Annotated in this window: 31 protein-coding genes; 19 read left to right on the top strand and 12 right to left on the bottom strand. The window is 68.7% G+C overall.

Annotation, left to right across the window (positions count from 1 at the left end; all coding sequences use genetic code 11):
• Positions 1-21 precede the first annotated feature (21 nt).
• The 7 genes from RMT89_RS08215 to RMT89_RS08185 form a co-directional block, all read right to left on the bottom strand.
• Positions 22-1,176 (bottom strand): hypothetical protein, encoded by a 1,155-nt coding sequence (locus tag RMT89_RS08215; RefSeq protein WP_007492592.1) that lies wholly within the window; start codon positions 1,174-1,176, stop codon positions 22-24.
• Between the two features lie 1,179 nt (positions 1,177-2,355).
• A complete protein-coding gene (locus RMT89_RS08210) occupies positions 2,356-4,086 on the bottom strand; it encodes a DUF2637 domain-containing protein (RefSeq protein ID WP_007492594.1) in 1,731 nt (576 codons plus the stop codon).
• Positions 4,083-4,355 (bottom strand): hypothetical protein, encoded by a 273-nt coding sequence (locus RMT89_RS08205; protein ID WP_106432607.1) that lies wholly within the window; start codon positions 4,353-4,355, stop codon positions 4,083-4,085. Before RMT89_RS08205 ends, RMT89_RS08210 begins: the two co-directional genes overlap by 4 nt.
• Positions 4,356-4,504: 149 nt before the next feature.
• Positions 4,505-4,714, bottom strand: a complete 210-nt coding sequence (locus tag RMT89_RS08200) for a hypothetical protein (protein ID WP_007492599.1) — start codon at positions 4,712-4,714, stop codon at positions 4,505-4,507.
• Positions 4,715-4,763: 49 nt separating this feature from the next.
• Positions 4,764-5,027 carry a WhiB family transcriptional regulator gene (locus tag RMT89_RS08195; protein WP_007492601.1) on the bottom strand — a complete coding sequence of 88 codons (264 nt, stop codon included), beginning with the start codon at positions 5,025-5,027 and terminating at the stop codon, positions 4,764-4,766.
• A 146-nt stretch (positions 5,028-5,173) separates the two neighbouring features.
• On the bottom strand, positions 5,174-5,626 hold the full coding sequence (locus tag RMT89_RS08190; RefSeq protein ID WP_007492602.1) for an ATP-binding protein: 453 nt from the start codon (positions 5,624-5,626) through the stop codon (positions 5,174-5,176).
• A 29-nt stretch (positions 5,627-5,655) separates the two neighbouring features.
• Positions 5,656-5,778 (bottom strand): hypothetical protein, encoded by a 123-nt coding sequence (locus RMT89_RS08185; protein ID WP_007492604.1) that lies wholly within the window; start codon positions 5,776-5,778, stop codon positions 5,656-5,658.
• Positions 5,779-6,545: 767 nt separating this feature from the next.
• Here RMT89_RS08185 and RMT89_RS08180 point away from each other — a divergent pair.
• From RMT89_RS08180 to RMT89_RS08165, 4 genes are all read left to right on the top strand, one after another.
• The gene (locus RMT89_RS08180; RefSeq protein WP_007492606.1) at positions 6,546-7,301 is read left to right on the top strand and encodes a GntR family transcriptional regulator; all 756 of its coding nucleotides are present in this window, start codon (positions 6,546-6,548) and stop codon (positions 7,299-7,301) included.
• A 458-nt stretch (positions 7,302-7,759) separates the two neighbouring features.
• Positions 7,760-8,764: an XRE family transcriptional regulator gene (locus tag RMT89_RS08175; protein ID WP_315883163.1), complete on the top strand. Its 1,005-nt coding sequence runs from the start codon at positions 7,760-7,762 to the stop codon at positions 8,762-8,764.
• 21 nt (positions 8,765-8,785) lie between these two features.
• Positions 8,786-9,352: an isochorismatase family cysteine hydrolase gene (locus tag RMT89_RS08170; protein ID WP_050815017.1), complete on the top strand. Its 567-nt coding sequence runs from the start codon at positions 8,786-8,788 to the stop codon at positions 9,350-9,352.
• Positions 9,349-10,275 (top strand): FAD-dependent oxidoreductase, encoded by a 927-nt coding sequence (locus RMT89_RS08165; RefSeq protein WP_007492614.1) that lies wholly within the window; start codon positions 9,349-9,351, stop codon positions 10,273-10,275. Before RMT89_RS08170 ends, RMT89_RS08165 begins: the two co-directional genes overlap by 4 nt.
• 2 nt (positions 10,276-10,277) lie before the next feature.
• Here the strand turns inward: RMT89_RS08165 and RMT89_RS08160 are convergent, their stop codons facing one another.
• A complete protein-coding gene (locus tag RMT89_RS08160) occupies positions 10,278-10,454 on the bottom strand; it encodes a hypothetical protein (protein WP_007492617.1) in 177 nt (58 codons plus the stop codon).
• Between the two features lie 44 nt (positions 10,455-10,498).
• Between RMT89_RS08160 and RMT89_RS08155 the strand changes: the two genes are divergently transcribed.
• Positions 10,499-10,747 (top strand): hypothetical protein, encoded by a 249-nt coding sequence (locus RMT89_RS08155; protein ID WP_043728875.1) that lies wholly within the window; start codon positions 10,499-10,501, stop codon positions 10,745-10,747.
• Between the two features lie 3 nt (positions 10,748-10,750).
• Positions 10,751-11,131, top strand: coding sequence for a hypothetical protein (locus RMT89_RS08150; protein ID WP_007492621.1), 381 nt, complete (start codon positions 10,751-10,753; stop codon positions 11,129-11,131).
• Between the two features lie 60 nt (positions 11,132-11,191).
• On the opposite strand, the gene RMT89_RS08145 is transcribed toward RMT89_RS08150, so the two are convergent.
• The 3 genes from RMT89_RS08145 to RMT89_RS08135 are packed head-to-tail and all read right to left on the bottom strand — an operon-like array spanning position 11,192 to position 13,977.
• On the bottom strand, positions 11,192-11,632 hold the full coding sequence (locus RMT89_RS08145) for a gamma-glutamylcyclotransferase family protein (RefSeq protein WP_007492623.1): 441 nt from the start codon (positions 11,630-11,632) through the stop codon (positions 11,192-11,194).
• Positions 11,633-12,523 (bottom strand): aminoglycoside phosphotransferase family protein, encoded by an 891-nt coding sequence (locus RMT89_RS08140; RefSeq protein WP_043728851.1) that lies wholly within the window; start codon positions 12,521-12,523, stop codon positions 11,633-11,635. It lies immediately after the preceding gene.
• Positions 12,520-13,977 (bottom strand): helix-turn-helix transcriptional regulator, encoded by a 1,458-nt coding sequence (locus RMT89_RS08135; RefSeq protein ID WP_007492628.1) that lies wholly within the window; start codon positions 13,975-13,977, stop codon positions 12,520-12,522. Before RMT89_RS08135 ends, RMT89_RS08140 begins: the two co-directional genes overlap by 4 nt.
• Before the next feature lie 105 nt (positions 13,978-14,082).
• Here RMT89_RS08135 and RMT89_RS08130 point away from each other — a divergent pair, with 105 nt between their 5' ends.
• The 4 genes from RMT89_RS08130 (at position 14,083) to RMT89_RS08115 (ending at position 16,799) form a co-directional block, all read left to right on the top strand.
• Positions 14,083-14,565 carry an ATP-binding protein gene (locus tag RMT89_RS08130; protein WP_007492630.1) on the top strand — a complete coding sequence of 161 codons (483 nt, stop codon included), beginning with the start codon at positions 14,083-14,085 and terminating at the stop codon, positions 14,563-14,565.
• Positions 14,562-15,272 carry a hypothetical protein gene (locus tag RMT89_RS08125; protein WP_007492632.1) on the top strand — a complete coding sequence of 237 codons (711 nt, stop codon included), beginning with the start codon at positions 14,562-14,564 and terminating at the stop codon, positions 15,270-15,272. Before RMT89_RS08130 ends, RMT89_RS08125 begins: the two co-directional genes overlap by 4 nt.
• 160 nt (positions 15,273-15,432) lie before the next feature.
• Complete coding sequence (locus RMT89_RS08120) at positions 15,433-16,032, top strand: AAA family ATPase (RefSeq protein WP_106432611.1); 600 nt, start codon at positions 15,433-15,435, stop codon at positions 16,030-16,032.
• Positions 16,029-16,799 carry an aldo/keto reductase gene (locus RMT89_RS08115; protein WP_007492636.1) on the top strand — a complete coding sequence of 257 codons (771 nt, stop codon included), beginning with the start codon at positions 16,029-16,031 and terminating at the stop codon, positions 16,797-16,799. Before RMT89_RS08120 ends, RMT89_RS08115 begins: the two co-directional genes overlap by 4 nt.
• Before the next feature lie 256 nt (positions 16,800-17,055).
• Here the strand turns inward: RMT89_RS08115 and RMT89_RS08110 are convergent, their stop codons facing one another.
• On the bottom strand, positions 17,056-18,522 hold the full coding sequence (locus tag RMT89_RS08110) for a peptide deformylase (protein ID WP_007492638.1): 1,467 nt from the start codon (positions 18,520-18,522) through the stop codon (positions 17,056-17,058).
• 327 nt (positions 18,523-18,849) lie between these two features.
• Here RMT89_RS08110 and RMT89_RS08105 point away from each other — a divergent pair, with 327 nt between their 5' ends.
• From RMT89_RS08105 to RMT89_RS08065, 9 genes are all read left to right on the top strand, one after another.
• Positions 18,850-19,260, top strand: a complete 411-nt coding sequence (locus RMT89_RS08105; RefSeq protein ID WP_007492641.1) for a 6-carboxytetrahydropterin synthase — start codon at positions 18,850-18,852, stop codon at positions 19,258-19,260.
• Positions 19,257-20,003 (top strand): 7-carboxy-7-deazaguanine synthase QueE, encoded by a 747-nt coding sequence (locus RMT89_RS08100; protein WP_007492643.1) that lies wholly within the window; start codon positions 19,257-19,259, stop codon positions 20,001-20,003. The genes RMT89_RS08105 and RMT89_RS08100 overlap by 4 nt, the downstream gene beginning before the upstream one ends.
• A 49-nt stretch (positions 20,004-20,052) precedes the next feature.
• Positions 20,053-20,688, top strand: a complete 636-nt coding sequence (gene folE / locus RMT89_RS08095; RefSeq protein WP_007492644.1) for a GTP cyclohydrolase I — start codon at positions 20,053-20,055, stop codon at positions 20,686-20,688.
• Positions 20,689-20,731: 43 nt separating this feature from the next.
• Positions 20,732-21,262, top strand: a complete 531-nt coding sequence (locus RMT89_RS08090) for a phosphoribosyltransferase (RefSeq protein WP_007492645.1) — start codon at positions 20,732-20,734, stop codon at positions 21,260-21,262.
• A 90-nt stretch (positions 21,263-21,352) separates the two neighbouring features.
• Positions 21,353-22,075: a thymidylate kinase gene (locus tag RMT89_RS08085; protein WP_078508474.1), complete on the top strand. Its 723-nt coding sequence runs from the start codon at positions 21,353-21,355 to the stop codon at positions 22,073-22,075.
• Entirely contained in the window at positions 22,065-23,099 is a 1,035-nt protein-coding gene (locus RMT89_RS08080; RefSeq protein WP_007492649.1) for a radical SAM protein, read from the top strand. The genes RMT89_RS08085 and RMT89_RS08080 overlap by 11 nt, the downstream gene beginning before the upstream one ends.
• A complete protein-coding gene (locus tag RMT89_RS08075) occupies positions 23,096-24,208 on the top strand; it encodes a DegT/DnrJ/EryC1/StrS aminotransferase family protein (protein WP_007492651.1) in 1,113 nt (370 codons plus the stop codon). Before RMT89_RS08080 ends, RMT89_RS08075 begins: the two co-directional genes overlap by 4 nt.
• Positions 24,209-24,287: 79 nt before the next feature.
• Positions 24,288-25,055 (top strand): thymidylate kinase, encoded by a 768-nt coding sequence (locus tag RMT89_RS08070; RefSeq protein WP_007492653.1) that lies wholly within the window; start codon positions 24,288-24,290, stop codon positions 25,053-25,055.
• A complete protein-coding gene (locus RMT89_RS08065; RefSeq protein WP_043728894.1) occupies positions 25,052-25,828 on the top strand; it encodes an HAD family phosphatase in 777 nt (258 codons plus the stop codon). The genes RMT89_RS08070 and RMT89_RS08065 overlap by 4 nt, the downstream gene beginning before the upstream one ends.
• Positions 25,829-25,851: the final 23 nt, after the last annotated feature.

Genomic DNA, 25,851 nt, shown 5'->3' with positions numbered 1-25,851 from the left:
GGTGCGAGGTGCGCAGGCTGCTCAGCGCGGGGCGTTCCACATGCCTTCGGCCGCCGGGCCCTTGCGCGGGTGGGTGTTGTGGCTGATCTCCCGGCTGTGGTCCTCCAGGAACAGCTTTCCGGCCATCTCCGCGTGCTGGGCCGCCGTCTTCAGGCGGGTCGTGACGCGACCGATGTCGTCGGTGACCCGGTCGTCGACCGGGTAGAAGGCGTTGGTGCGCTTCCACAGGGCGTCGACTGCGTCGGCGAGGGACTTCAGGCCGTAGCCCATGCCCTCGATCTCGCTGCCCCGCTGCATCATGTGCACCGGCTGGTAGGAGCGGTACAGGACAGCCGTGAGCACGCAGCCGGCCTCGATCCGGCCGGGCTGGAACATGGCGGTCTCCGCTCCTTCGCCGCCCGTCGGGGTGACGTTCCACATCCACTCGTTCGTACGGGGGTTCAGGATCCGCTGGATGTCGAAGCGGTGGAGCGTCTGGAACTGGGTGACCATGTCGTCCGCGGTCTTGGCGGCGAGCAGCGCCTCCTCGTAGGCCTCCAGGAGCTTGTGGACGACCCGCTTGGACAGGGGCAGCGTCTGATCACCGGTGACGGCCGTGCTCTGGACGGTTGCCGCCACGGCACGGATGCCGTTGGGCAGGCCGGCGTACTCGGCGGCGACGTGCATCATGCTGGTCGGCTTGAAGCCGAGGTAGCCGTCGGCGGCCGCCTTCATCGACAGGGCGAACTTGCTGTTCTGGCCGTCGAGCGCGGTGGAGCCGGGGGCGATGGAAGTTCCGGTCACGGGATCGGAGTCCTTTCGGGGGTCGTTCACGTTCAGGTTCAGGGCGTCCGCCTGGGCGTCGTTGTCGTGACGGGCGCGGGAGCGGCGGAAGAAGAAGCGCCAGATGCGTCCGGCGATCCGGACCGGGAAGGCGAACCCGCCCAGCGGATCGCGGTGATTGGTCAGCAGCCGCAGCACTCCCCAGAGGAACCCGACCGGCAGCGTGGCCAGGCCTCCGAGGGCGGCGAGGGTGCCGGCGCCGGCGCACCGGGCCCAGTGGGCGATCCTGCGGGCAAGTCGTCGGCGCAGCAGGTAGAGCCGACCGCCGGCCTGATTGGCGGGAGTGCCGTTGCCCTGCCCGGTGCGAGCGATTCGCTGGCGCAGCCGCGTGGCGGCACCGCGCAGGCGCTGCAACAGTCGGCGGCCGCGCCCAGGCGTCGTCGGCGTCGGAGTGCCGGCATTGCCACCGCCGGGAGCTCCGGAGCCGGAATTGCCGGACCCTGAGCCCGGGGTGCCGCCTCCAGCACCCCGCCGACGGGCCTTGTTCGCCCAGCCGCGGAGAGTCTGCCACGCCCTGCCCGACCGAGACCCCGCCGGGCCCTTCGAGGCACCGGAGCCTGCACCGCCGGACGCGCCGCCCGAGCCCCCTCGGGAGCCGGAGCCGGAAGTGCCGCGGCCCGGGCCTCGGGTGGAGGACCCGGTGCCTCCAGGCGCGGACGGCTTTCTGTCCTTCCGGCGCCGTCCGGCCCCTCCCCCGCTGCCGGAGGACGGGCGGCCGCCGGAGGAGGTGCCGCCTCCTGCACCGGCCCGGTTACCGCGGCCACCGCGGCCGGTCAGACTGCGGCCCCCGCCCAGGCCGCCACGGTGACCTCGGCCGCCATGGCGCCGGGTACCGGCGCCCGCCGACCGGTTCGACCCGCCGGCACTCCGACGTGCCGCGGACGCCGTCCTGCGCCGGCGACCAACCAGACACGCGGCACCGACGGCGGCGCCGGCAAGGCCTGCAGCAGCAAGCCCGGGCATGCCGACCGCCGTGTACAGGGCGCCCACCCCGATTCCGGTTACGTTCACGCCGTGGATGATCAGCGGCACCGCGCGAGGGCGTCCACGGCGCACAGAGCGGGGCTCTGCGGTCGGTTCAGCAGCCTCGTCCTGGGCGGTGTGGACGACGTATTCGCCGCGCTCGGTGTCCACGTTGTCGGGGGTGGTGGAGACGGTTTCACGCTCTGCGGTCTCAGTGTCCGCCACGACGAAAATCCTCACTTTCAGTAGCGGAGAGGAGAGGCGAGGAGAAGCGAGGAGGCAGGCGCGCCCCCGGAAAACCCCCGTTCAGGGGCCTTCTGAGGGGGGTGGACGGGGATTTCCCGCTCACTGCGCCTCGCCTCTCCTCGCCTCGCCGCTACTTTCCGTAGCAGGGCTCAGGGGTTGTTTTCGGTGTGCTCGAGGAGGTCGGCAGCGGCGCGGAACGCGCTGGCCGGGGCCTTGGGAGAGGACTACGGGCAAGGCCGGGCCGGCCGGTCAGAGCCGCCCGGCCCGGGGTAGCTCCGACGGCTCGGACCAAGGGCTGCCGCACGGAGAACTGGCCCATTCCACTTACGCGAGAGCGGGCAGGAGCTCCCTGGCCTGGGGGTCGCCGAGGATCTTCCGTGCCCGCTGGATCCGGTCCTGGGCCGTGCCGGTGGACACGTCGAGCTCGGTCTTCACCACCTCGACCTTGACCTCATCCTCGCCACGGGCGCGGATCATCGACGCGACCCGCAAGGCCTGCCATTCAGGCACCGACAGCTTGGCGTGGGAGAGGGCTTCAGACGCTCGGGCCTCGTATTCAGCGGCCCGGGCCTTCCGTTCAGCCGCTTCCTCGGACGCCTTCGCGGTACGGAGTTCCGAAGCGGCGATCTCCTCACGGGCGCGCTGGGCCTCCAGGTCTGCGTTCAGCTTCTCCGCTTGGCGTTCAGCTGCCCGCGCGGCGCTTTCAGCGGCCTCCTCTTCGGCTTTCAGGCGGGCCTTTTCATGCTCGGCCGCCCGGCGCTCCTGCTCGGCGGTCGCCTCCTTGAGGTCGGCCGCCTCCTGCGCTGCGCGCCGCTGGTTTTCAACCTCGGCCCGTCGCTCTTCCTCACGGGCCGCGTTCCGCAGCCGCTGGTGCTCCAAAGCCCACGCAGCCTGGGACTTCTCCGTCTCGATCTGCGCCATGGCCTGGCGCCGCTCGGCCTCCTGGACCAGCTCTGCCGCACGGGCTCGGGCACGCTCCTGAACGAGTTCGAGCTCAGCCTGACGCTCGGCCTCAGCCAGTTGAAATGCAGCCTCGGCCTTCTGAATCTCGGCGCGGGCGTCACGCTCGGCGGCCGCCTTCGCGATCTTCAGTTCACCCTCCACCTGAATCCGGCGGACCTCCGCCTGAATCTTCGCGTGGAGCGTCTGAACGTCAGCCTCGACCTTCTGAATCTCCGCCTCGGCCCGCTGAAAGGCCGCCGCGCCCAAACGCTGCTGCTCGCGCACTTCCTCCATGAGCGGCACGGCCAGGGCCTCATCGACTGAAAGTCCTACCTTGGCCAGCTGAAAGGGAGCGAGCTCCTCCTGAGTGGCCTGCCGGCGCCACCGTCGTGTCTGGTACTTCGAGGCGAGCCGCTGCGAGTAGACCATCCACTCCTGGTGGTGCGCGCGGGCCTGTTCGAAGTCGGTGACCTCGTCGCGCCGCATGAGCTTCCAGATCCGGAAGCTTGTGATCGGGTTGACCAGCCAGCGCGAGAGGCGGATCTTTCCCATGCGTCGCACACCGTCGGCCTCACCGATGTGCGCGGCGTACAGGTGGGCGGCGATCTCGGAGAACACGACCCACAGCGCGGCCAGGGCCGCGTGCCCGATCTGGGCCGGGACGGTGTTGGCCGCCTCCCAGTTGAGGTAGATCGTGACGATGGTGCCGGCGCGCGGCACCCACTTGACCCACCACAGCTGCCGACGCACGCGGATCAGCAGCAGGTTGACGATGCCGAAGGCGAGGATCGACGAGTCGATGCCAACCGGGAGGATCCACGGGTCCGTCCACTCCCAGCCGCCCGCGGAGGCCGGCTGCGCGGCCTTGTTGTAGAGGGCTCCGAAGCTGGAGTAGAGGCCGATGGTGGCGACGCCAGTGCCAACGAGGATGCCGAAGAACGCGAGGGCGATCTCCCACTTGGCGTACTTCTGCACCGGCTGCTCCGCCGGCGCGGCAGCGGCCTTCTCTGGTGCGTCGTGCTCGGGCATCTCCTGTGCTGTCGGGGCCGAGGCGGCGGTGTGGGACGGCTGCTCGACGACCTCCGGCTCGCGGGTCTCGACGGTGGTACTCATGTGCTGGTCTCCGGGACATCGTCGGACAGGGGAGGTCGGTAGGGATCGAGGGCGAAGCCGACGCACATCCGGACGGCGCCGAAGACGGCCAGACCGACGGCCAGGTGCGTGAAGGTTTCTCCAAGACCGTTTGCGAAGAGGTCGAACAGGGCGAGCACCGCCGCTGCGAGCGCGATGAGCGTGGCGATCAGCGGCGCGAGGGAACCGCGCGGGGGGTAGGTCTCGGGCGTCGACTTGCTCATGTCGGGAGAGGCGGCGGCGCTACTCACTGGGCGCCTCCGCTGATACGGTTGAGCATGCGATTCGCTCCTTCGCAGCGGTCGCGTACAAGAACAAGAAGAGGCCCCCGGCACGGGGCCTCTTTCTTTTGTGTTTGCGCCGTTGGCGGCGCGGACGAGCTATTGGACAGGCAGTACGCCTATCCGTCGCGGTGCTCCCGCAGGTAGCCGGCGAGCAGGATCATGGCGGTGGCCCGGCTGGCCAGCGCGTTCTCTGCCTCCCAGAACCCCTGGTGCTTCGGGAGGTGCACGGTGAGCAGATGGTGGGCTTCGAGCACCAGGTCGTCGGGCTTCGCGTCGATGTGGCGCAGGGGCGACATCATGCGAGCGAGGCCGGCGGGGAGCTTCATCCGGGTGTTCCTCCTGGGCTGGTTGAGCTGAGAAGAAGGGGAGACGTCGTCAGGCCGTGGTCAGCCGGGCACGGTTGCGGGCGGCACGGCGCTTCATGGCGCGGCGCTCGTCCTCGCTCAGCCCACCCCAGACGCCGTAGTCCTGCCCGCTGTTGAGCGCCCACTGCAAGCACTCTTCCCTCACGGGGCAGCGGCCGTTGCAGACGGCCTTGGCCTCTTCGATCTGCAGGAGTGCCGGGCCCATGTTGCCGATGGGGAAGAAGAGCTCAGGGTCCTCTTCCCTGCACGCGGCCTCGTGCCGGAAGTCGTTCAAGGGAGATGCCTCTCGTTGTGAGTGAAGTTGGTTGCGGGAAGCCCGGATTGGGCCTTCCACACTGGTGAGGAGGGGCGGGATCAGTGATCCCGACCGTTGGCTGCGGTTGACCTGCTCCCTCCCGCCCCTCGCAGAAGCGGACAGGACTAGGGGAGGGGGATAGTGCAGAGGACCCGCTTGCTGAAGGGCGTGGGCTCGACGGTGATGGTCACACTGAGGATTTCGAGCATGGCCAGGCCCCGGCCGGAGTCGGCTTCCGCGTTGTCCAGGGGGACGGCGGACGGCGACGGCAGCCGTGAAGGCTCGGGGTCGGTGATGCCGACGACGACGCCTTCCTTGCCTACGTGGGCGTCCGCGATGACCGGGACACCTTCGCCGCAGGCACGGACGGCGTTGCCGACGAGCTCGGAGACAGCGAGCACGGCGATGTCGGCGACGTCGGAGTCGATGCCTGCCGACTTGAGGAACTCGCCGACGCGTTCCCGCAGTTCGCTCAAGGTGGCCTGGCTGGGGATCAAGTGGCCGACCAGCATGCCGTCCTGCTCTCGCAGGTAGATCTCGGCGAGCTGGTCCGGGTCGGCGGTGCTGTCGTAAGCCATAGTTCCGGTTCCGGAGCAGGTCGCGCTCGTCACCGGCTCCCTCCGCTCTTGCCGGTCTGCACGCGGCGCAGTGCCTCTTCGATGATCGGGTCGTGCGGCTGGTCGTCGGCCTGTGCGGCGGTGATCTGCAGGGATGCCATGATGGGGGTCATGGTCGTGGTCCTCTCTCGCGATGGATGTACGACCGACAGCGGCCCCGGGGTGCCTCCCGGGGCCGTCGCCGTTTTCTGCCTGGGTGGGTCTGGCGGTCTGTCTGTGTCACGAGTGGCCGCGGCCGTCGGCGCTCGTCGCGGTGACGGGCGTCGGCGGCCGCGGTTACTGGTAACCGGGTAGTTGCGCGTTTCCAGCGCGCGTTGATCTCAGTGGATGCGGACCGCTCGCGCCCGAGGAGATCAGTCCCAGGCGGTCTTCGCAGCGAATGTCTGCCGCACCTTCTCTGAAGCCGGTTGCGCGATACGTCGTGGGCTTTCGCCCTTTCTCGGCCGGCTGGTCTCCACTCACCTCGGCCTAAGTCATGCCGGTGTTCTGCGGTGGATCACGCTCTTGAGTTGTTGTACGGGCTCGGCCGGGTCCGGAGCTGCTTCACGTCGAGGCGCCTCCGGTGACCAGTCCCTCCTGGGTCCCGGTGGTGCGTGGAACCGAGGAGGTAGTGGGCCTCTGGCCGGTCCCTGGCCGTCACGTCCGGCGTCGGACGGGGTCCGGCATGGACGTGAGGACTAGGGAGAGCCAGTTCGTCGTCGGCGGGGCAGTCCGTCGTCGACAGCCACAGTGAATCAAATCAAGCTATATAGATCAAGAGGCAAGCTAGTTTGCTTTCCTTTTGGGCTAGCTAAACTGTCTACGACGGGCGGGGACGCCCGGGGCTGCGGGCAGCGGCCCCCGTACGATCAGGTCGCCAAGAAGAAGCCAGGGGAGACAGATGACAGAGGCGCCGGGCGGCCTGCCCAAGTACCTGACCGTCGCGAACAAGATCGCTCGGTTGATCGAGGAAGGGCACTACCCCGCCGGCAAGCGGCTCCCGGCCGAACCGGACCTCGCCAAAGAGCTCGACGTCTCGATCGTGACGCTCCGCAAGGGCCTCGAGGTCCTGAAGGCGAACGGCATGCTCGACAGCCGGAAAGGCTCCGGCAACTACGTACGCAGCCAAAAGCCGCTCAGGCGTGTTGCATCCCGAGAGCTCTCCGGCAGGTCGCGGCCGGACCATCCGACCGTCCTGGCGTCCGACGACACACAGGTCCTGGACACCGACACTCTGTTTTTCACACTTGAGGCGAGCGTGCCGGCAGGCATTGCAGGAGTGCTGGGCCTCGAAGAGGGCGACAGATCGTTTCTTCGCACCGGCCGCTACCTGTCGGCTGGCCGGCCGGTGAAACTCGTCCGTAGCTACGTTCCGGCCGACCTGGTCAAGGGATCGCCGCTCGTACATGCCGAGAGCGCGCACGAGAGTATCCACGCCGTGCTGTCCGCGGCCGGACACACGCCGGTGGATGGTCACGAGGAAGTCTGCAGCCGGATGCCGACCACCGAAGAGGCCGCACAGCTGGCCATCCCGCCGACCCGCTCCGTACTCGCCGCGTACCGCACCCTCTACGACGCAGCAGGACGGGCGGTCGAAGTCGAGGAGACGGTCATGGACTCCGCGTCGTACGTACTGGACTACGCCGTCACACCGTGAGCCGCGAGCGCCGTGCGGAATCCGCGTCCAGGGGCCCGGCACGTACGTCGTGTCTGGGTGAAAGCGGTGGCGCGATCCATCAGCATCGCGTGTCTTCGGGCAAGTGCCAGGTGCTGTCTCGCGATGTGTACGACAGCAGAGGGAGGTCGTCACGTCGCCCCTTTCCTCGCGGTGATCCAGGCCATGCGGAATGTCTTAATCAGCATCTAGATCAGGGCGGTTGGCCGAGAGGTCGCCGTGTGGGCTCGGTGTGGGCGCCGTGTGGGCGCGAGGCCGTAATCTGCAGTCTGCGCTGGCAGAGGGAGTGTCAAATGACAGCCGTGGTGCAGTGGACGGGCCGGGAAGCGGCTCTCTTGGGTGACGCCCATCGTCTGTCAATCCGCGAGTACGCGAGGAAGCTTGGCGTGGATCCGAAGACGGTCTCCCGGTGGCGGAAGTATGGAAGTGCCACGGAGGTTGTGCCGGAGACGGCCGAGATCCTGGATCGCTTCAAGGCGGCGTGTCCGCCGGAGGTGCTGGAGGTCTTTCACGCGTCGCTGAACGCCGGCTCGGCCGGAGATACTGGTTCGGCACCCGCCCTTGGGCCGGCGACCGTGGTCAGCCACAAGTTCCTGCCGGTGTACATCGGCGACGCCGTCTCCCTGATCAGTGGCATTCCCTGCGAGCACGGCCCAGCGCGACTCAGCCACCGTGCGACCCCGGCTCTTCACCCTGACGCCGAGACCACGTCCCAACTGCACCTCTACGACTGCGGTGTGGCGATCTTCCATCTGGTTCAGAACCGGACTGTGGAGTCCTTGGGCGACCTGGCGGTCTGGCGGTATCGCTCTTACCTCGAAGACCTGGAATGGGCCGACAAACGCATCCGCACCCTCCTGGCGGAAGTGACCAAGCAGTGCGAGGAGTTGAAGCCACCGACCTACGTCCTGTCGGCCTACCTGTTGGAGGATTCGCCGTGGCAGGGGCCGAATCTGGAAACGGCGATGCAGCTCCTGACCACCCCGTCCGTTCTGGTCGACCGCCAGCGGCCCGAGGAAACGGTGCGCTTGGGCGACGACGTCGAGCGGGCCCTGTTCTCCGAAGGCTTCGAGCACTCTGATGTCGTGGGCTTCAGCAGCCAGGCCATCGCCCTCGGCTTCGCCGGCTGGTCGGGGGTCGCCTACCACCCGCTCTCCCCAGAGCGAGCCCTGTCCATGGACGCGATCGTCGCCCTGGAACTGGACGTCCAGACCCTGTGGTGCTTGAGCTCATACGTCCTCGACGAGATCGAGGAGGGGCGCGACCCGGTCATGCCCAAGGAGTTCGGGTGGCGGTTCCTACGAGGTGCCCTCACCCGGCTGACCGCCGCCCGCCCGCAAGAGACGGCTCAGCATCAGCTCATGCGGGAGGCTGTTCTCACCACCAGCCAGCTGCCGGACCGGCTTCGTACCGCGCAAGAAGTCCTGCGTGACAACGACATCTGATCTTCGAATTCAGGAGGCCCAGTGAACTCCCGTAGGCCCGTGCTCGTGGTCGTCGACGTGCAGGCCGGCTTCATCAACGAGCACAGTCGAGGAGTCGTCCCCTTCGTCGTACGCCTGGTCAAGGCGTGGGTCGCACTCGGTCAGCCGCTGGTCCTCACCCGCTTCTTCAATCCGCCGGATTCCCCCTACGAACAGATCACAGGCTGGACCGGGCTTCGGAGCCCGGAGGAGCAGCACATCGTGGACGAGCTAGACCCGTTCGCAAAGGCCGCGGCCGCCGTCATCGACAAGCCCGGCTCCAGCGCCTTCACTCAGGAGTTCAGCGCCCTGGTCAGGAAGGCCAACTGGACCGACATCGTGCTTGCTGGCATCGACACCGACGCCTGCGTCTACGACACCGCGCTCGCCGCGTACCACTCCGGCGTCCGCCCCTGGATCGTCACCGACGCCTGCGCTTCGACCGGCGGACCCGAATACCACGAAGCCGCCCTGCTGCTCGCAGGCCGAAACATCAACCGACGGAACCTGCTGACAACCGAATCGCTGCTGTCGGGCAAAGGCGGCCCCCTGGAAGGAGGGGCGGCATGAACGCTCCCAGCCAGACCGACCTGCTCATCGTTGGCGGCGGACCCGCGGGAGTCTCGGCCGCCCTGACCGCGGCCAGTCTCGGGATGCGCACCACCCTCGTGGAAGCCGAACGAATCGGCTCCAAGCTTTACGCGATCGGCGCGTTGGACAACCTGGCCGGCGGCTGGACGAACGGCCCGCAGCTGGCCGAGGCACTCACTGCCGATATGGAACGGCTCGAAGCGACCGGGGCCTGCACGGTTGTTCTCGGACGGGCGGTTTCGGTCGGCGCCGATGAACAAGAAGCGCAGGTCCTGCTAGCAGACGGACGTGATCTCCGAGCCGCCGCTGTCGTGGTTGCGACCGGCGTATCGACGATGGGAATTGCGGACGTCGACTGGGTCGACGCCCCTGGTCTTTCCCCTCTGGCACCTCTCTGGCGCACCATGCCCAAGGCGCTGCAGGAGTGCGGTCGCATCGTGGTCGTGGGTGCAGACCGGCCGCTCGGCACGTGGCTGCGTGCTCACCCGGAAGCCGACGTGTCCCTCCACGTCCTCCACCCAGAGAGCGATCGGTACAAGACGGAAGAGGTGGCCGACGATCCGCGCGTCCATCTCGAAGAGACGACACATGCGACGGTCGTGCCGATTCCAGGAGGTGTTCGAGTAGCAGCCCAGCGGGCCGACGGAAGAGTCCACACCTTCGCCGCCGACGTCGTACTCATGAACGCTGGCTCGAAACCTGCTGGCCTTGCGGGGCTATACAGCGACACCGATGGCTACTGTCCGGCGGACGCCCAGGACCGGCGGATCATGATCGCCGGGGACTTGAAGAGTGCCAGAATGCAGCGGATCGCCATCGCAATGGGTGACGGACAACGCTGTGCCCTCATGCCGTACTACGAGAGGGCTCTACTACCCAGTAGGGAAGGGACAGATTCGTAAGGTCAGTGCTCGCTGCGGAATGCATCCCGCACGATCGGACGAAAAAGACGCAGGTCAGCATCCCCCGCGTGCCGTTCGGGAGCGGCGACGAGGTCGGGCACGGAGTGCGTCGGCGCGGTCTCCGCGACGTCCCTCGGCAGCGGTACCGGGACGATCAGCTCGCTGTCCTCGACCTCCACCGGAGAGTAGTCAGCCGAGTATGCTGTACGGCATACTCGGGGTCATGGCAGATACGAGCGTCAAGATCGACACGCACACCAGGGACACCTTGCAGTCTCTGGCCGCCGCTGCAGGACTCACGGTCAAGGCCTACCTCGCCAAGGTTGCTGATGAGAAGGAGCAGGAGCGGGCGCTGGATACGGCAACTGCTGCCTTCCGTCGCGTGATCGCAGAGCCCGGCATCATGGAGGCTTTCGACGCCGAGTTCGGCGGGCTTCCGCCGGCCGCCCACAGCACCCCGCAGGCGGCCTGACCTGTGCCTGAGCTCTTCGTCGACTACCGGTGGTTTCTCGAGCGCCAGGAAGACATCCTGCGGCGTGACCTCACCGTGAATGACCTGTCCATTCTCGTGGGGATGGCACAGCGACACCGTGCGAACACTCCGCGTCTAGATCAGGCGGACCCAGATGCCTTCTGGCGAGCTGCGACCTTCCTTGAGGAGATCGTGCTCCTCCGGCCCCTGCCCGCTCGTAACGAGGTCTTCGCGTACGGCGTGGCCATCGCTTACCTGGAAGCCTCCGGGGAGCGCGTGGACCAGAAGTTCGAGCTCTGGCGCGATCTGATTCACGACGTTCGCGCCTTCCAGCTCGACAGCTATGGGATCGCTGAGAAGCTGCGAGCCTGGAAGACCGCGTGATTTTCATCCCCCAGAGATGAAGGGCGGCAGATTGGCGGCGCCGGCGGGGCGCCGCTGTCGCTACTCAGGCTTAGGCCTGCCCGCAGCGAGGGCCGGAGCGATGCGTGCACACCTGGCTGCGTACTCCGGCAGGTGTAGGGCCTCGAACTCGACTGCGTCCCAGTTCTCCGGCCGGACCTCACCGTGTGGCCATACGTACGCCCACCCGCGGGTCCCGGAGGAGAGGGTCAGTGCCTGCAGCTCGTACCGGTCATCCTCGAATGCGTCGAGGATCTTCCACTCTCTGCTTCTGAGGTCGGTCAGCACCATGCCGTCCGCCGCGACGTCGGGCGCCGAGACGAGGCCGGGGTAGACCCGGCCCTCGAGCGCAGCAGCGCGCCAACCGGACAGGGACGCCGGGACTCGGGCGGGTATCCGCCCCAGCAGGGCTTCAAGGACGGTACCGAAGCGAAGTGTGCCGTAGCAGAACAGGACGTCTGGGCCCGCGGCTAGCCGGTCCACCTACAGGATTCCCTTCCAGTTCCAAGGGCGAGGGCCTCTGCGGCCACGCAGGCAGTCGACCCGGTGCTGAGCCTGCTCGGCCCATCCGGGGTGGCTCGCTGCGTGCTGGGCTGCGTACGTCACCATGCGAAGTTCCCGAGCCCCTGCGAGGATCCCGTACCCGTCCCACTCGGTGACGTCGTACCCGTAGGTCTCGCAGAACGTGTCGTACTCCGTTGCAGTGACGGCGCCAGTCGTCTTCGCGCGAACGGCCGTTGAGACGAGATCCCATTCCGGCGGCCCCAGGGAGAATCGCTCAAGGTCCATGATCCGTCGGCCGCCACCGATGAGCCGGACCAGGTTGCCGGGCCAGGCATCGCCATGAACGGCGCAGTCACGTCGGCCGGCTGGCCGGTCCGCCCAGGCGGCCTCGAGTTCCTGGTGGAGCCCGTGCAGCCATGAGACGTCCGCCCGGTCCAATGTCGCTGCTGCCTCCAGCCGCTCGCTGATCCGGACGAACGGTCTGAGGTGCCCGAGATCGAAGTCGGGGGCAGGCAGCGTATGGAGTTGCAGCAGCAGCTGCGCGACATCGGTGGTCGTGCCGTGCTCGTGGGGCGGGAGTTCTTCCCAGAAGGTCACCGGGCAGCTGTCCACTTCGACCGGCTGGGGAACGTCGACCAGGCGCACGGCCGGCACGTTGTTCTCGGCGAGCCAGCGCGCTACACGTACCTCCCGTCGCGCAGCGGAGGCCTGTCCCTCCCGGGCGACGCGCACTATCACCTGCTGCCCAGGAAGCCGCCAGATCTGGTTCTCTGCCAGCCGTACCGGCTCCGCACGATCGGCAGCCAACCCCGCACCGGCACAAGCCTGTTCGAGTACGTGCCGGGCACGTGCTACTGCCGACGTCGTCATGCTGAGACCGTAGCGGCGATGCGCTCCCGCAACCCTGCCGCTTCCGGAATGGTGGGGTGCTTGGCAGCAAACGCCCCTAGCTGACGAAGGTCATCGGCGGCACGTCGAGATGTGAGCTGGCCAGCTTCATCAAGAGCCTCGTGGCCGATCGCGGCGGCTTGCCGAGGATCTCCCGTCGCCATGATGAGCGCAGCGAGCTTGGTTCGCGAGATCGCCCGGGACCGCTTCCAGGCGTCGCCATGTCCCCGCACGGCGGTCGCGAAGCGGCGCGCAGCCCGGCCGGGGTCCTGGCCTTCGCCAACGACGAGATCAAATAGAGCGTGCGCGGTATCGCCATTGTGCTGCGCCTCGTCGTAGTAGGCCATCCACGCCGGGTCTTCCTGAGGGCGTGCCTGTTCGAATGCCTCGTCGGACTGGCCGACGGCCGCCATGCAGTCTCGGACATTCCCCATCTTTCCGAACGCCCTGGCCCGCGCCGTGTGCAGCATGGCCCGTTCGGTGGCCGTGATCCGGTCGGAGCGCACCAGGCCCTTCTCTGCGTAGGTGAGTCCGTCGTCCGCTTCGCCCTTCCAGACGGCTTGCCGGGCGAGGAGACTGTAGGTCTTCGCGCGCAGGTGCCAGTCTCCTGCTTCTTCTGCGCAATCGGCGGCGAAGGTAAAGGTCTGGGTGGCGTAAGCGTGCCGGTAGGCGTCAAAGGCTGAGGCTCCGACGACGATCCCGAGTCGAGAGACCGCGGCGAAGAGTTCTGCGCGCAGATGCTCCGGGCATTGCACCTGGAGGAGCCCGGCAGCCCACTGCATGGCCGGGCTGGCGACTTCGCTGACCAGGCCGCCGCCGCCGAGCTTGTTGTCGAGCCCGCTGATGACTGTGGCGACTTCCTGCACCTCTCCGATGGTGCGCATGCCAATGGAGTCGGGCAGCGTCAGGCCTGGCGGGGCGAACGCCTGCATGAGGTCTATGGGGGCAAGGGCGGCGAGGCCGCCTTGGAGGAATCGCCGTCGGTACACGGGCTCATGGCTCCCAGGGCGAGGAGGTACATCGTCTCTGCCCAGGATGCGGCCTGCGTGCACCTGAATCGCTCCCTCCGCACGGCCCGAGGAGCGTTTATCGGCATCAGCGCGTTTCTTTTCGGCATCCCCTTTACCAAAGGCCATAGGCCACGCGCGGTCGAAGACGCCCCCGGTGTCGAGGACTTTGTCGAACTGTTGCGCCACTTCGCGCTGCAGGGAGGGGTACTTGGCCTTCTCGATCATCAGGATCATGTCGTCGCTGACCTGGGCTAACCGCCCCAGCGCCCTTGCCGACAGGCCGTGTTCCTTGCGGCGGTGGCGCAGTTCAGAGCCGAACCAGTCCTGCGGTGATTCTTCTGGCTTCAGCTGTTTCTCTGGCTGCGGCATCTCCGGTCCCGTCGCTGTCATGCCGAACTTTCTGGCTTTCGGCATCAGGCTCTGCACGCCCGCGCCGCGCTCTGCCTGAATGGTTGCTGATCGGTTCGGTCCCAGTACACACCGCAACCGTCCCCTGATGAAGGGGATTCCGGCACAACGGACGGAGCATCGATGAGCGCGCTTCTCGAGACCCCCCAGGCGGGCGGACCGGCTCGCGCGATGTCCAGAGGAAGCCGCCGCCAGTACGAAGCGACGTTCGATGTGGTGGCCGAGGACCTTGCGACCGTGCGGTCCATCGTGCGGGGACACCTTCGGTGGTGGCGCGCCGGGGAGGACACGGTCGACCGCGTCCTCTTCGCCGTCAACGAGCTGCTGACGAACGTGCTGGAGCACACCGCTCCTGATGACAGCGGGCGCCGCCAGGCGGACATTCTCGTGCAGCGCGTTCCCGGCGGCGTCACCGCAGTGGTGCGTGACAGCGATCCGAGTCCCTTGGAGCGGCGGAACGCACGGCCGCTTGATGAGAGCGGCCGCGGACTGGCTCTCGTGCGTGCCCTGGTCGACGAATCGTCGGTCTCGAAAACGGATGCCGGCAAAGACGTCTGGTTCTTCGTCGCCGACCAGGAGTCCGAGGGTCGTACGGAGGAGCCGTGACCTTCCCATCCCTCAGACTCTCGTACAACCCACGAGCCATCGAGCCGACAGACAAGAACCTCTCCCTGGTCCCCTACATCACACAGAGGACAGGGGAGGACGCAGCCCCGGACAACCTCATCATCACCCGGCACCCGACGGGCCTGCGGCTCTGCTACGCGGACGAGGACCCGCGGGACCGCGACCCGCGCGGCGCCCTGTGGGCTCGGTGCGGCTGGAACCCCGTTGATGCCCAGGGCCGGATCACCGGTGAGCCGCAGTGGAAGCTGATACACCCCCACCGACAGATGGTGTGCATGCAGACGATGCTCTGCCAGGTCTGCACCCGGCCCGCCCGCACGCCGCTCGGGTTCATCTTCCTCGCCGGCCCCCGGGACTACGATCCATCCCAGCCGAGCATCCTCACGAACCAGCCGCCCGTGTGCCGCAGGCACGCCCGTGCCGCCGCGAGGCTCTGCAAGCACCTGGAGAACGACCCCATGGTGTTCCTGGCCAGGAGCGCGCCCCTTTACGGCGTTGACGGCACGCTGTACGGGCGTGACGGACGAGGCGGTGTGAAGGTCGTCGCGCAGCCCGAAGCACCGCTGCCCTACGGCCACCCGAACATCGGAACGTTCCTGGCCTCGCAGCTCGTTCGCCGCCTCCAGTCGTTCCGCGTCGTTGGCTTGCTCGAACTACTCAAGGAGCTGGCCACATCCGCCGCCTAGACCCCCTGCCCGGTCGCCGCACGACACTGGCTCTGCGGCCATCGGGCAGGCAGCAGTCCCCACCCCTCTCCCGCTGTGACGCCTGGGACCAGTTGGGCACCGCGGCCGTGCCGCCCGGCCTGCCTACCTCCCCCGAACCAGAAACGGACCCCACCCTGTGGTGACTTCCTCCTCCCAGCCCCATCGGATCGCTGTGCTCGGCACCCACTCAACGGGCAAGACGACGCTCCTGAATCGCATAGAGAAGGAGCTGCGCGGCCACGGCGTCACGGTGACGCGCGCCGGGCAGCCCGGCAAGCGCATCGCCGCGGCGGGCCTGCCCGCGATGCAGCACCACACCGCCCAGTCCACCGAGCGGATCATCGCCCAGGGCATCCTCGACGAGACCAACGCCGCCGCTCAGGGCGCTGATGTCGTCCTCATCGACCACGCCGCCCACGAAGCCATTGCCTACTTCGAGGCCGCCATGGCGTTCCGGGCCGAGACCCCGACCCGGCGCGAACGTGATCGCCTGCTGACCCTCGCCTCCACGCAGCTCCCCAAGTACGACCTGCTGTTCGCGACCGTGCTCGACGAGAGCGTGCCCGTCGACACCAGCCACGACTACGACGTTCACTTCCGGCGCCTCGTCGACGACCGCGTGCACCGCCTCCTGGCCAACGACGTCATCCCCCACCAGCGGGTGACCAGCGACCCCGACAGCCAGGCCCACGCCGTAGACATCGCCGTTCAGCGCTGCCTGAAGGAGGAGCTCGTATGAGTCCCGGCGGCAGCATCACCATCGCCGGGAAGACCGTCTCCCGCCTCGGCTTCGGCACCATGCACCTGACCGGCCCCGGCACGTGGGGCGACCCGGACGACCGCGACACCGCGCTCAGCGTGCTTCGACAGGCCGTCCACACCCACGGCATCAGCCACATCGACACCGCCGACGCCTACGGCCCCCACACCGTCGAACACCTCATCCGCGAAGCGCTGTACCCCTACCCCGAGCACGTGCTGATCGCGACGAAGGTCGGCATGGTCCGCCCCGCCGCTGGTCAGTGGAAGCCGCTCGGCAACCCCTTCTACCTGCGGGCTTGCGTCGAAGCGAGCCTCCGCCGCCTGAAGGTGGAACGGCTGGAGCTGTGCTACCTGCACCGCATCGACCCCGAGGTCTCGCGCGACGACCAGATCGCCGTCATGCAAGCCCTCCAGGACGAGGGGAAGATCGGGCACATCGGCCTGTCGAAGGTCATGCCCGAGGACATCCGGTACGTGCTCAAGTACCGGCCCGTCGCCGCGGTGCAGAACGTGCTGAACACCACCGACCGCAACGACGACGCCGTGGAGATGTGCCGCGACCTGGGCATGCCATACGTGGCCTGCCGGCCGCTGGACGGTGGCCTCCTGGCCCGAGTCCACGGGGCCGCCGCCCCGCTGCACTGGCTCCTCTCCCGGAGCTCTAACGTCGCCCCCATCCCTAGCACCAGCCAGCCCCGGCACCTCCACGAGATCGTGGCCGCCGTGCAGGACGGTCCGGTCTGATGCCCACCGCAATGGCCACCGCCCCGCAGCGCCGTCATTTCGGCTGACAGGTCGACCTGGTACGCCGCGTCGCGCTCGGGCCGGGTTCCCGAGCTGGGCACAGTTCATCGGCGCGCACGGCGGCACCAAGCCAGTAGCAGCCTGGGGCACCTCTGGAAACCGTGTCGAACTCGGTCATTCACGCCAAAGCGCAGACAGAGGGGGTTGAGAAGAAATGAAATGGCCCACCGGTGTCACCTACTCAGCTGGGCCCGGTTCAGCCGTACTGCCACTGGGTCCCAGTTCCCCGGTATTCCTCGACCGGGATCGGTCGGACACCCGGGCGCATGCGCTCGCGGTAGAGAACGCCGTCGAGGTGGTCGAGCTCGTGGGCGACGAGGCGGGCCATCCCTTGCGTGAAGCGGGACAGCCGCGTGTTGCCGTCGAGGTCGCAGTGCGCGACGACGATGCTGAGGGGGCGGGGAACGCGACCACGGACGTCGAAAAAACTCAAGCATCCTTCGAACTGCTCGTCCTGGTCCGCGGACGTCTCCTCAATAGTGGCGTTCAGCAGCACGATTGGCTCGGCTTCCGGGTCCGGAGGGACGACCACGGCTGCAGAGCGGTCGATGTCGAGCTGAGGGGCGGCGATGCCCATGCCCTTACCGAACGTGTGCAGTTCCCGGACCCGTTCGGTGGCACGGAAGAGTTCACCGACGATGCGCTGGGCCTCAGCGGCTTCGGCCGGCAGGTCGAACGGACGGGCCGGGCTGGAGAGGACAGGGGCGCCTTCCTGGACGATGCCGGCGTTCGCCATGGCCTGGCTCGCGGAGAGGGTGCTCACAGGGGTGTTCTCTTTCGTGTCGGGATCCTTGAGGCGCCATTCCAAGCGGAAGCGGGCGTGCAGGGGTGGGTCCATCGTGGTCCAGGCGAAGACCGTCCGGTCACCCCTCGCACTCTGCCGAGGAGGCGTACGCAAAGGCGCAAAGTCCGTACTCATGGAGGTCTCCGTCCCCCAGACGGTCGGCTCGGTCAGGGTCGGAAAGGCGAGTTCCACGGAAAGGCGCCGGGTCGGCAACCGGACAGCCCGCTGAAACCAGGGACCCCATTTGTCGGCGCTGACGCTGTAGGAGTAAGTGATCTCCGCTTCCTGGCCCGGGTAGAGAGGGAAGCGGCTGGTGGCGCTCTGGAACTGAAGCCACACCTCCTTGAACGCGTCACGGTCGTGTTTGACGGTCCAGCCCATGGGATCTTCACCGCAGTGGGCTTCCAGACCAAGTTCCTCCCAGGTCAGAGGGTGGCGCCGGTAAAGGGCGTTGGAGCGCTCCGGTTCGGAGGGGTAGCGGTCAACGTTAATGCGGACGAGGTAGCGCGTGACGGGATCAGCACCGACGTTACGCAGAAGCCGGCGCATCCGCAGGTGGAAGGTGCTGCCGTCGAAGTCCAGGGCCGCATCGTCTTCCAGCACCAGCAGAGCTGTGTGGGAAGGGGGCTCGGACTGCTCAGCCTTGGGCCAAGTGGTGTCGGTCCGCTGCCAAGCACTCCACAAGGCACCGCCGGCATCGAGTTCCGCATCAGCGCGGCGAGCGAGGTGGGCGCTGCCATGCTCGCGGCCGGCCTCGAGATGGCTGACGTACGAGGGGTCAACGTTGAGTCGCGCCGCCAAAGCCCTCTTAGACAGACTCCGAACGGTTCGCCAATGCGTGAGTTCAGCGGCGAACGTGCCGCGCTCCTCGCTGTCCAAGGCGCCTTTCCCCTCTGGGAGTTCGGCAAGATCGTGAGTGAGTGCCCCTCACCATCGCCTCATCCTGCCCGGCGAGTGCTCAATGGTGCTAGCTGGCGGGCGTTGTGTCGTAATCGGCGTACGTCAGCGGCCGCCCTTCGCTCGTCGCCGCAGGATGACCACCAACTCCTATTGCTGCACGCACAGTTGAGCGACACACGATCACCTCGGCGAACTGGTGCATGGTGCGAGCGTACGGCCCACCAGGGCTCAGGCACGATGGCCGACCTCTGTGTGTACTGCTCCGGCGGCCTGAGCCGCCTCGTTCCCTACTCCCGAAGGAAGCTCATGGATCTCAACTCCGTTCCGCTGCCGTCCGGGGCCTTCACCATCGGCAAGAAGTTCGGATTCGAGGCTGGCCACCGCCTCCCCGGGCTGGCGCCCGAGCACAAGTGCTCCCGCCAGCACGGCCACAGCTACGAGGTGGAGGTCATCCTGACGGCTCCGCATCTGGAAGAGCCAGGGTTCGTCACCGATTTCGGCGCTCTCGCCCCGTTCAAAAAGTTCCTGGACACCGAACTGGACCACCGCAACCTGCACGAGATCCTCCCCTTCGAGCCGACCTCGGAGCGCCTGGCCCAGTTCCTGGCTGGCTGGTTCATCCAGAACCTCCTGGAGAAGGTTCCCGGCCGCCTGGTCGCGGTCCTCGTCCGCGAGACCGGCAGTAGTTGGGCACGCTTCGATGTGGAGGGGCAGTGACCACACTCGAGTCGATCGTCAACGGACCGACGACGGACGATGCCGAGTTATGGCTGATCGTTGCGGAGTGCTTCGGCGTCGAGGTGCCGACCTTCCAGGGCGAAGGGCCGAGCTGTGGGCACCCTGCCCTGTTCATCCGCCTCTCCCGGTGCAACCTGACCTGCGCGAAGTGCGACACGAAGTACACCTGGGACTGGTCCCAGTTCGACCCGCGCAAGGAGTCGACGAGGCGGTCTGTGGCGGACCTGGTGTCCTGGGGCACGTCCTCGCCGGTGGAGCTGGTCGTGATCACCGGTGGTGAACCGCTGATCCAGCAGCCGCGCCTGGTGCCTCTCGTCCGGAAGCTGCTGGCCGCCGGAAAGCGGGTCGAGTTCGAGACGAACGGGACCATCGCTCCTCTCCCTGAGCTGATAGTCGAAGGGGTTCGGTTCAACGTCTCGCCCAAGCTCGCCAGTTTCGGCGTGAAAGAGGCCAAGAGCCTCGTACCCGCCGCGCTGGAGGCGTTCGCGGCCTCCGAGCGGGCGGCGTTCAAGTTCGTCGCTTCCACGGTGGCCGACCTCGACCGGATCGCCGAGCTCGCCGATGCGCACCGGCTCGCACCGGTGTGGGTGATGCCGGAAGGCACCACCGCTGAGGAGATCACCGCAACCACTCGGGTCCTCGCGGACGCGGTCGCGGCCCGGCACTGGCGCTTCACCACCCGGCTCCACGTGATCGCTTTCGCTGACGCCCGAGGCCGCTGAGCTCCCGCCCGCCTGCTCCGTTCCCCAGCCCTGGAAGCGAGAGAAGCCCATGACGACATCTGTCGCCAGCTCCGAGCCGGACCTGAGCCCCGTCCCCGTTGCCGGCCCCTGTGGCGCGGCCATCGACACTTGCCGGGTCGCCGACCTGATCGCCCAGCTCCTGGTCGCGTTGGGCGAGGACCCCGCTCGCGAGGGCCTGGCCGGCACCCCGGACCGTGTCGCGGCCTGGTGGCGCGCGTTCCTGTCCCCGGACGATGCCGCGACGGCCACCTGTTTCACCGAGTCCCAGCTGAGCGATCAGCTGGTCATCGTGGGCGGCATGAGCGTGTGGTCGCTCTGTGAACACCACATGCTGCCCATGAACCTTCAGGTCACCGCCGGATACGTGCCTAACGGGGAGGTGGTGGGTCTGTCGAAGTTCGGGCGGATCGCCCAGCACTACGCCGGCCGACTCCAGGTTCAAGAACGCTTCACCCAGCAGTTCGCCGAGCACCTGGCCGGCGTGATCGGACGCGAAGACGTCGCCGTCGCCGTCCGCGGTGTGCACCTGTGCATGAGCATGCGCGGCGTGCGGATGGAGGCCGCCCGCACCACCACGGTGCACGCCGGCGGCCAGTTCCGGAGTGACCCAGTGCTCAACCAGCAGTTCGTCACCCTCGCCGCCGCCCAGTGGAACGCGGCCTGATTCCCGACCGGCAAGCAAGCAAACCAAGAAGGAGGTGCAGCAGATGGCCACGTCCCCGCCGCCGCCCGCGCCCAACGCTGACCGGCCCGCCCCCCTGTACCTGACGTGGGACGACATCGGCGCCGCCACGCAGGCCCTCGCCGAACTGGTGACGGTCGGCGGGATACCGCAGGCCGTGGTGGGCATCGTGCGCGGCGGCATGATCCCGGCCGTGTGGCTCTCCCACCGTCTCGGGATCCGCGACGTACGAACGGTCGAGGTCACCCGCACCACCGTAGACGGCATTAACGCCGCCAAGACCCTGCTGCCGATCGTCCGCAACCCCGCCTCGCTCGGCGACCTGACGGACTTGGACGTGCTGCTCGTCGACGACATCGCCGGCAGCGGCGCGACCCTCGCCCACACGGCCGACCTGCTCCGCGCCCTGGGCCCCGCCCGGGTGCGCACCGCGGTCCTCACCGTGAATCGGGCCAACTGGACGCAGGAGGCCGACCCCGACCGCGCCATCGACCACATCGCATCGCTGAACGACACCTGGATCGTTTTCCCGTGGGAGGGACAGCATGAGCACTGAACTGAGCGAGCAGTACCGACCCCGACCGGGCGCTCCGGCGGTGGCTACCGGCTGGGCGCCTGGGCTGCTGTTCGTGTGCCGGAGGCCGGCATGACCACCACCAGGGTTCCCAGGCCCCGCCGCGATTGGGAGGCTCCCGATCGGCCGCTGTGGGTGAGCGTTGAGGGCATCAATGGGGTCGGCAAGACCACGGCCGTCCGCGCGGTGGCCGCCTCGCTCGGCTCGCGGTGCCTTCGGCTGGACGAGCTGACCGACCAGGCCGGCGACACCCTGCCCGGCCAGGTGATCGCCGCCCTCGCCGCGGGCGGGGACGTCTGTCTGCGGACCGGGCATCCGGTCGTGGAGACGCTCGCGCTGCTGGCGCTGAAGTTCCGCGAGTTCGAGCGCCTCACCCCCGAGATGCTGGCCGGCGTCGACGTGGTCCTCGAGGACCGCGGGGTGGACAGCGTGGCCGTGTGTCAGGGGGCGATCCTGCACGACGAGCACCTGCCAACGCCCGCCCGGGCGGTGGCGGAGCAGATCCTGGCCACTGCCCGCCGGTGGCGGTCGATGCCGGACGCCACCCTCCTGCTGACCGGCGACCTAGAGGTCTGTGTGGCCCGGTTCGCCGCCCGGATCGGGCGCACGCTGCCGGCGAGCGCCCTGGAGGTGATCGAGCAGACCGACTACCTGTACCGGGAGCTGGCCGCTGCCGAGCCGAACCGGTTCACCGTGATCGACGTGACCGGCCACGGCCCGGAAGAGACCGGCAAGGCCGTCGAGGACGCCGTGCTCGCCCTCGTGGCACAGCGGGAGGTCAGCCGTGCTTCGTGACATCACGCTGCTGTGGGCGCTGCGTTCGCCCTGCTCGTTCGGCTGCCCGCACTGCTACTTCGGAGAGTTGGCCGACCACAAGGAAGCGCTCCCCGTGGGCCCGGGCTTGCTGTCCCACATCCCTGTCCGCGACCTCGACCGCACCGTCATGGAGGAGTTCGCGCAGTCCCTGGCCGACTCGCCGGTCGAACGGGTCATCCTGGCCGGCGGCGAACCGCTGGACTGGCTGCCCACCCTGAGCCTGATCAAGACGATCAAGGACGCCGGGTGCGACGTCGTCGTCGCGACCAACGGCGTGCCGCTCACCCGGCCCGGCATGGCACGACGGCTCGTCGAGCTCGGCGTCGACGGGGTCTCGGTGTCCCTCGACAGCGCGGACGCAGCCGTCAACGACCTGCTGCGGCCGTCCCGGTCCGGCCGGGTCGGCCACCGCGAGGTCCTGGACGGCATCCGCGCCCTGCTGAGCGAGCGGGGCTCCGGGCCGAGCCCGCGGGTCGGCATCTACACCGTGGTCATGCGCGACCGCCCCCAGGAGATCACCGGCGTCGCCCGACTCGCCTCCGAGGTCGGCGTCGACTACTACGTCCCGCAGCCCATCTCCCTGCCCCCCGACCACAAGCTCTTCGCCGAGCGGTGCCACACCCCCGCCGACGTCCCTGCGGTCGAAGACCAACTGCGCCGCCTCCAGGCGGACCCGGGCGGGCTCGCCCTCCCCGACCCCGACTACGTGCGGCAGTTCCTCGCCTCGATCGCCACCCAGGACAGCGGCCGGGTCGCGGACTGCTTCGGCGGGGCGCAGTTGTTCTTCATCCAGCCCGACGGCTCGCTGTGGGACTGCCCGTCCGACCGCCGGATCGCCGCCACCGCCCCGGCGGAGCAGCGCAGCATAGTCGGCGCCGACGCGCGGATTCTGTTCGCCGGCCGTCCGGCGTGCACGGACTGCTCCCACTTCTCCCGGGACTGCGTGAACATGGGCCCGCTCGTGCTCGGCATGCCCCGTCTCCTCGCGCGGGAGGCAAGGTGACCGGCCTGCCACCGCTCCCCCGGGCGGAGGACCTCGGCGACAGCGTGCTGGCGGCGCTGTCCCACATGCCCGACGCTACCGGCGCCGAGTTCACCACCCGGTTCGAGCACGACCTCACCCAGGTGTTCGCCCAGCGGCACGCGGTCGCGGTGTCCTCCGGTACGACGGCCCTGCACGCTGCGTTGTCCGCGGCCGGGGTCGGGCCCGACGACGAGGTCCTGCTGCCGGCGCTCACCGTCATCATGACCGCCCAACCAGTCGTCCAGCTCGGCGCGAAGCCGGTGTTCGTCGACAGCGACCCCGACACCCTCGACCTCGACTACGCCGACGCCGCCTCCAAGGTCACGGGCCGGACCAAGGCGATCGTCCCGGTGCACCTGTGGGGCAGGATGGGCGCGCCCGTCAGCCTCCGCGCGTTCGCTGCGGAGCGGGAGCTCGCCATCGTCGAGGACGCCGCCCAGGCCGCGGGAACGTCGCGCGCCGGCGTCCCGGCCGGCTCGGTCGGCGCGGCCGGGTGCTTCAGCACGAAGGACGGCAAGATCCTCTGGAGCAACGAAGGCGGCTTCGTCCTGTCCGGCGATCCAGCCATCGCCGCCCACGTCCGGGCCTTCCGCGGCCACTGGCTGACGCCCCCGCCCGGCAGCCGCCCCCAGGAACAGCTCGGACTCCCAGGGCGTATGCCCGAGCTGATCGCGGCACTCGCCCAGGCCAACCTGCTCCGGTTCCCGGCCCTGCTGGAGCGCCGCCGCGCCCAGACCGCCTACCTGCTGCGCGCCCTGACCGGCGCCCGCGGCCTCACGCCGCTCCAGCCGGCGACGGACGAGACGTGGAACCACTACTCCCCGCTCTTGCGCATCGGCCTGCCCAACCCCCGGGCGTTCGCCGAGCACCTCGCCCAGCTCGGAGTGCCTAGCTCCACCGGCAGCTTCCGCCTGGTGCCGTGCGACACCCGGCCCATGTTCACCGGCGGCGATCGGGCCCCGTGCCGCGGCGCCGCCCAGATTCTGGACCGCACCCTCGCCATCGTCCTGAGCGAGCGCGACGACGAAGCAGTCCTCGACCGCTACGCCGCCGTCCTCACCCGGGAGGCCGACGCATGGCGCGCCTGACCAACCCCCGCAAGCCCGCACCCGCCGGCCAACTGGGTCCGGCGGCCCGCCGTCCCCGTCCCCGAACGGATACCGCAGCATGACGATCACACCGATTCCCCCGTGCAGCCGCGGCCCGCTGATCTCCGCCGAGGGCCTCAACGGCGTCGGCAAGACCTACCTCACCAACCGTGCCGTCGAGGCCCTGAAGACCAAGCCGTTGATGCTGGACGAGTTCTCCCAACGGGCCAACGGGCGCCCCGGGCTCGGGGAGACCCTGCTTCGCTCGCTGCGCGACGCCAGCGCCGGGGACCCGTTCCTGCGCGGCGGCACTCCGATGGCCGAGGCCCTGCTCCTCATGGCCATCAAGCGGCACGACCTGGACACTGTCCTGCCCGATCTGGCCCGCGGGCAGACCGTTATCGAAGGCCGCAGCGTGGACACCACCGCGGTGTGCCAGGCACTTCTGCTGCACCCCGACGACCCGGACGCCGCCCTCCAGACGGCGACCGACCTGCTGGACCTCGCCTCCTCCTACCGGCCACTGCCGGACCTCACGATCCTCGTCACCGACGACGCCTCCAAGGCCGTGGAGCGCGCCCAGCGGCGCGACCGCTGCGTCTTCACCGACGAGCAGGCCGACTTCATGCGCGCGGCGTGCACGCTCTTCGAGCGGCTCGCCGCCACCGACCCGGCCCGCTACCGGGTCGTGGACCGGCGAAGCGTCGACGAGTACGAGGCGGCCGAGCAGATCCGGGCGTGGATCCAGGGCGCCGGCGGCGCCCTGGCCTGCCTGATGGAGCCGTGGCAGGGCCCGGACGCGGCGTGCATGTGCTGTGGTCGGCGCACCACCGCGGAGGCGGCATGAGTACGGCCGCCCAGCCTTCGGCCTGTCCGGGCGACCGCGGCACGGGCACCTGTGTGCCCGCGATCGACGAAGTGGTCCAGGCCCTGGTCCTGGACTTCGATGGCACCCTGGCCGACACCCGGCGCGGGCACGAGGACGCGCTGCGCGCAGCCCTTCAGCCGTACGGCGTTGCTCTGGACCCCGACTGGTACGGCCGGCACATCGGCCTGTCCATCCACGACCTCCTGGCAGTGCTGCCCGGCGGCCGGGATCTGCCCCACAGCGAGATCATCCAGCACAGCCGCACCCACCTGCTGGCCACGGTGCACACCATCACGCCGATCCCATGCGTCGTGGAGCTCCTGCAGCAGGCACGCCGTGCCGGCCTTCCCTGCGCCGTGGCGTCGGGCGCCACCCGGCTGCTCGTCGCCCCGGGACTCGACGCCCTGGGTCTGAAGGACGCGTTCGCGGCCGTCGTCGCACGCGAGGACGTCACCCGCGGCAAGCCGGACCCAGAGCTGTTCCTCACCGCCGCCCGCCGCCTGGGCGTCACGCCGGAGCGCTGCCTCGCGGTCGACGACGCTCCCGACGGCATCGACTCCGCCCGGGCAGCGGGCATGCAGGTGCTCACGGTGATCGACGGCCACCTGACCCCCATTGGCAACGCGGCTGCGGAATACGTCCCCTCGCCCGCCGGGGCGCAGGTACCGCGCGAAAGCACACAGCCCGGCGGCTCCGGTCCGGCCGCCGCCGCGGGCACCGCGGCGCCCCGGCTCGCAGACCCCACCCGATGACGGCGCAATGCCGTCGACCCCGA

Source organism: Streptomyces sp. P17, from assembly GCF_032436805.1.
Lineage (GTDB): Bacteria > Actinomycetota > Actinomycetes > Streptomycetales > Streptomycetaceae > Streptomyces.
This window is presented reverse-complemented; position numbering and strand designations above follow the sequence as displayed.